Below are 5,358 nucleotides of genomic sequence, written 5' to 3'. Positions count from 1 at the left end.
CTGATAAGGGTGAGCCTGCAATTCAACCTGAACTACCAGAAGCAGTTGTAAGCGATAAAGGCGAACCTGCAATTCAGCCAGAGTTACCAGAAGCTTTAGTAAGTGACAAAGGCGAACCAGAAGTTCAACCTGAATTGCCAGAGGCTGTAATAACCAACAAGGGTGAACCAGCGATCCAGCCAGAGTTACCAGAAGCAGTTGTAAGCGATAAAGGAGAACCAGAAGTTCAACCTGAATTGCCAGAAGCAGTTGTTACTGATAAAGGAGAACCTGAAGTTCACCCAGAGTTACCAGAAGCTGTTGTAACTGATAAAGGTGAGCCTGCAGTCCAACCCGCCTTACCAGAAGCAGTTGTAACTGACAAAGGTGAGCCTGAACAGGTAGATCCACTTCCTGAATATAAGGGGAATATTGAGCAATTAAAACCTGAAACTCCGATTGAGAAGCCGAAAGAAACAGATCCAGAAAAAACACTCGAATTAAGAAATGTTTCTGATGTAGAGCTCTATAGCCAGACGAATGGAATTTATAAACAGCATGTTTCGTTGGATGGTGTTCCAAACAATACAGATACTTACTTTGTCAAGGTAAAATCTTCGGCATTTAAAGATGTCTATCTACCAGTCGCCTCAATAACTGAAGAGGAAAGAAATGGTCAGTCAGTTTATAAAATTACAGCTAAGGCTGAGAAACTCCAGCAAGAGCAGAACAATAAATATGTCGACCATTTCACCTTCTACCTCGATAAGAAGTCTAAAGAGGAAAATACAAACTTTACTTCCTTTAGTAATCTGGTCAAAGCTATAAACCAAAATCTCTCTGGAACCTATCATTTAGCAGCTAGCCTGAATGCTAACGAAGTGGAGCTTGGTCCTGATGATAAATCCTATATCAAGGGAACCTTTACTGGTCAGTTGATTGGAGAAAAAGATGGTAAGAAGTATGCTATCTATAATTTGAAAAAACCTCTGTTTGAAAACTTGAGTGGTGCTACAGTAGAAAAACTGAGTCTAAAAAATGTTACTATTTCAGGGAAAAATGATATTGCTTCACTGGCAAATGAAGCTCAGAATAACACAAAAATTAAGCAAGTTCATGTGGATGGTGTACTCGCCGGTGAACGTGGTATCGGTGGTTTGTTGGCTAAGGCAGACCAATCAAGCATCACAGAGAGTAGTTTCAAGGGAAGAATTGTCAATACCTATGAAACAACTGCTGCCTATAATATCGGTGGCCTGGTCGGTCATTTAACAGGAAAAAATGCGTCTATTGCTAAATCCAAAGCGACAGTAACCATTTCATCCAACACCAATAGTTCAGATCAGACTGTTGGTGGGCTAGCAGGTCTAATAGACCAAGATGCGCATATACAGGATAGCTATGCTGAAGGTGATATCAATAATGTCAAGCACTTTGGTAGAGTCGCGGGTGTAGCAGGATATTTGTGGGATCGAAAAACAAATGAGGAACAGCATGCAGGAAGATTGACCAATGTACTAAGTGATGTCAATGTAACCAACGGGAATGCCATTACCGGTTACCACTACAATGGAATGAAGGTGAAGGACACATTCAGCAGCAAAGCGAACAGAGTATACAATGTCACCTTGGTTAGGGATGAAGTCATCAGCAAAGAATCCTTTGAAGAAAGAGGAACAATGCTAGATGCTTCTGAAGTGACTAATAAAAAAGCAGAAATCAATCCTCTCACTCCTCCAACAGTGGAGCCCCTTTCAACAAGTGGTAGTAAAGAAAGTGATTTTTCTAAGGTAGCCCATTATCAAGCTAACCGTGCTTTGGTTTATAAGAACATTGAAAAATTGTTACCTTTCTATAACAAGGCGACCATCGTGAAATACGGAAACCTGGTTAAGGAGAACAGTCTCTTATATCAAAAAGAACTCTTGTCCGCAGTTATGATGAAGGATGACCAAGTAATCACAGATATTGTTTCTAACAAACAGACTGCAAATAAACTCTTGCTTCACTATCAGGACCATTCATCTGAGAAGCTCGATCTCAAGTACCAGACTGATTTTGCCAAGCTAGCAGAATATAGTTTAGGGGATACAGGACTCCTCTACACTCCAAATCAATTCTTGTATGACCAAGACTCTATCATTAAGCAAGTCTTACCTGACTTACAAAAGGTTGACTATAAGTCGGATGCCATCAGAAAGATACTCGGAATTTCTCCAGATGTCAAGCAAACTGAGCTCTATCTGGAAGACCAGTTCGTCAAAACAAAACAAAATTTGGCAAACAGTTTGAAAAAACTCTTGTCAGCAGATGCTGGACTTGCTGGTGACAACCCAGTTACCAGAGGCTATCTTGTAGATAAAATCAAGAACAATAAGGAAGCTTTGCTACTCGGTTTAACTTATTTAGAACGTTGGTATAACTTTAGCTACGGTCAAGTGAATGTCAAAGACCTGGTGATGTATCGTCCAGACTTCTTTGGTAAAGGAAATACTTCACCACTAGATACTCTGATTGAGTTAGGGAAATCAGGATTTAATAATCTGCTTGCTAAAAACAATGTCGATACTTATGCTATCAGTCTTGCCAGCCATCATGGAACGACAGATTTGTTTAGCACGTTGGAAAATTACCGAAAAGTCTTTTTACCAAACACTAGCAATAATGACTGGTTTAAAAAACAGACCAAAGCTTTCATTGTCGAAGAAAAATCCACTATTGCAGAGGTCAAAGCCAAGCAAGAGCAAGCAGGGACTAAGTATTCTATCGGTGTTTATGACAGAATTACTAGTAGTACTTGGAAATACCGCAATATGGTCTTGCCTCTCCTTACCTTGCCAGAAAGATCTGTATTTGTCATCTCAACCTTGTCTAGTCTAGGATTTGGCGCTTACGATCGCTACCGCAACAGCGATTATAAGGCTGGAGATGAACTCAATAAGTTTGTTGAAGATAATGCGCGTGAAACAGCCAAACGTCAGCGAGATCACTATGATTATTGGTATCGTATTTTAGATAAAGAAGGACGTGAAAAGCTCTATCGTACAATTTTACTTTATGATGCCTATAAGTTTGGAGATGATACAACATCTGGAAAAGCTACAGTTGAGGCTAAGTTTGATAGTACCAATCCGGCGATGAAGAATTTCTTTGGTCCAGTGGGGAATAAAGTAGTTCACAATCATCATGGTGCTTATGCAACTGGAGATGGCGTTTACTATATGTCCTATCGTATGTTAGACAAGGATGGAGCCATTACTTATACCCATGAGATGACCCATGATTCAGATCAGGATATTTACCTTGGTGGCTATGGTCGAAGAAGCGGCTTAGGACCGGAGTTCTTCGCAAAAGGCTTATTGCAAGCTCCTGACCAACCAAGTGATGCAACCATTACCATCAACTCTATCTTGAAACATAAAACATCAGATAGTACAGAAGGCCAGCGATTGCAAGTACTTGATCCAACTACAAGATTTAATGACGCAGCAGATCTTCAGAACTACGTCCACAATATGTTTGATGTCGTTTACATGTTGGAATATCTCGAAGGGCAATCTATCGTGAAACAGTTAGATGCTTATCAGAAAATGACGGCCCTGAGAAAAATCGAGAATAAATACGTGAAAGATCCTGCAGATGGAAATGAGGTTTACGCTACTAACGTTGTACAAAATCTGACAGAAGAAGATGCCAAAAAATTGACTACCTTTGATAGTTTAATTAAAAATAATATCTTGTCAGCTCGTGAATATAAGTCTGGGGAATATGAAAGAAACGGTTACTATACGATTAAACTCTTCGCCCCAATCTATTCGGCTCTGAGCAGTAAGGGAACTCCGGGTGATTTGATGGGACGTAGGATTGCTTATGAACTTCTGGCTGCCAAAGGTTTTAAGGATGGAATGGTACCTTATATCTCAAACCAATACGAGGAAGTTGCTAAACAACAAGGGAAAACTATCAATCTTTATGGTAAAGAACGAGGATTGGTGACAGATGATCTTGTTTTGGAAAAGGTATTTGAAGGTAAGTATAAAACTTGGGCAGAATTTAAGACAGCTATGTACCAAGAACGGGTGGGTCAGTTTGTAAACTTGAAAAAGGTGACCTTCAACGATCCAACCAAATCTTGGGCAAGTTTTGCAAGAAAGACGATTCATAGTGTAGAAGAACTGCAGCGATTAATGGACGAAGCTGTCCGTAAGGATGCAGATGAGAATCGTTATTCTTGGGACAACTATAATCCAGAATATGATAGTGCAGTTCATAAGTTAAAGAGAGCAGTGTTTAAGGCCTATCTAAATCAAACTGATGATTTTAGAAGTTCAATTTTCGAAAATAAAAAATAGTGTTTACTATTAGGAAATAAAATTAAAGAAGGTGATTACGCTTGTCATTATTTAAAAAAGAACGGTTTTCAATCCGAAAAATCTGTGGGATTGTTGGTTCATTTTTACTCGGAAGTATCTTGGTTGCACCGTCAGTCATTCATGCTTCTACCTATCATTACATTGAAAAAAGCGCTCTTACAAAGGAAGAACAAAGAAAGATTCAAGCAGGAATTCCTACTGATAATGAGGTAATTTATGCTCTTATTTATCAGCAGGAAGCTCTTCCTGCAACAGGTTCATCTACTTCTGTGCTTACAGCTTTAGGACTATTAGCTGTTGGTAGTTTAGTCCTTTTGGTTCATAAAAAGAAAAAAGTTAGTAGTTTGTTCTTAGTTACTACTATCGGAATGATTAGTCTTTCTAGTATGCAAGCTCTCGATATAAGCAATCCTTTGAAAGCTCCAAGTAATGAAGGAATAGTTCAAATTGCTGGATATCGTTATATTGGATACTTACCGCTTGATGATGATGCAATTTCAGAAATTCAACATAAGAATGAGGGGACAAAAAATGTTCCAGTATCTGAAATTCAAAGTATTCCTAATGAAGCGCCTAAAGCAGAAAAACCAGAACATACAGCACCAGTTGGTGGTAATCTGGTTGAGCCCGAAGTTCATGAAAAACCAGAATATACTGCACCGGTAGGAACAGTTCCTGATATGGCTCCTAAAGCTGAGAAGCGAGCATACACTGAGCCTGTAGGTATGGCTCCAGACGAAGCACCTAAATCAGAGAAACCAGAGTACACTAAACCAGTGGGTACAGTTCCAGACGAAGCGCCTAAGGCTGAGAAACCAGAGTACACTCAACCTGTGGGTACAGTGCCTGACGAAGCACCTAAAGCAGACAAGCCAGAATACACTGAACCCGTAGGCACAGTCCCAGATGAGGCTCCTAAGGCAGAGAAGCTAGAATATACAGCACCAGTTGGTGGTAATCTGGTAGAACCTGAGGTTCAACCAGCCTTACCCGAAGCTGTTGTAAC

At 39.9% G+C, this 5,358-nt stretch carries 2 protein-coding genes; both read left to right on the top strand.

From position 1 onward, the window contains the following. The coding region (locus HMPREF2805_RS10235) for a ZmpA/ZmpB/ZmpC family metallo-endopeptidase (protein ID WP_083301327.1) at nucleotides 1-4,331 on the top strand (4,331 nt) is incomplete at its 5' end. 41 nt (nucleotides 4,332-4,372) lie between these two features. Further along, nucleotides 4,373-5,358, top strand: a 986-nt coding sequence (locus HMPREF2805_RS11640; RefSeq protein WP_083301326.1) for an SIALI-17 repeat-containing surface protein, incomplete at its 3' end; no start/stop codon positions are given.

Source organism: Streptococcus sp. HMSC034E03 (genome assembly GCF_001811505.1).
Lineage (GTDB): Bacteria > Bacillota > Bacilli > Lactobacillales > Streptococcaceae > Streptococcus.
This window is presented reverse-complemented; position numbering and strand designations above follow the sequence as displayed.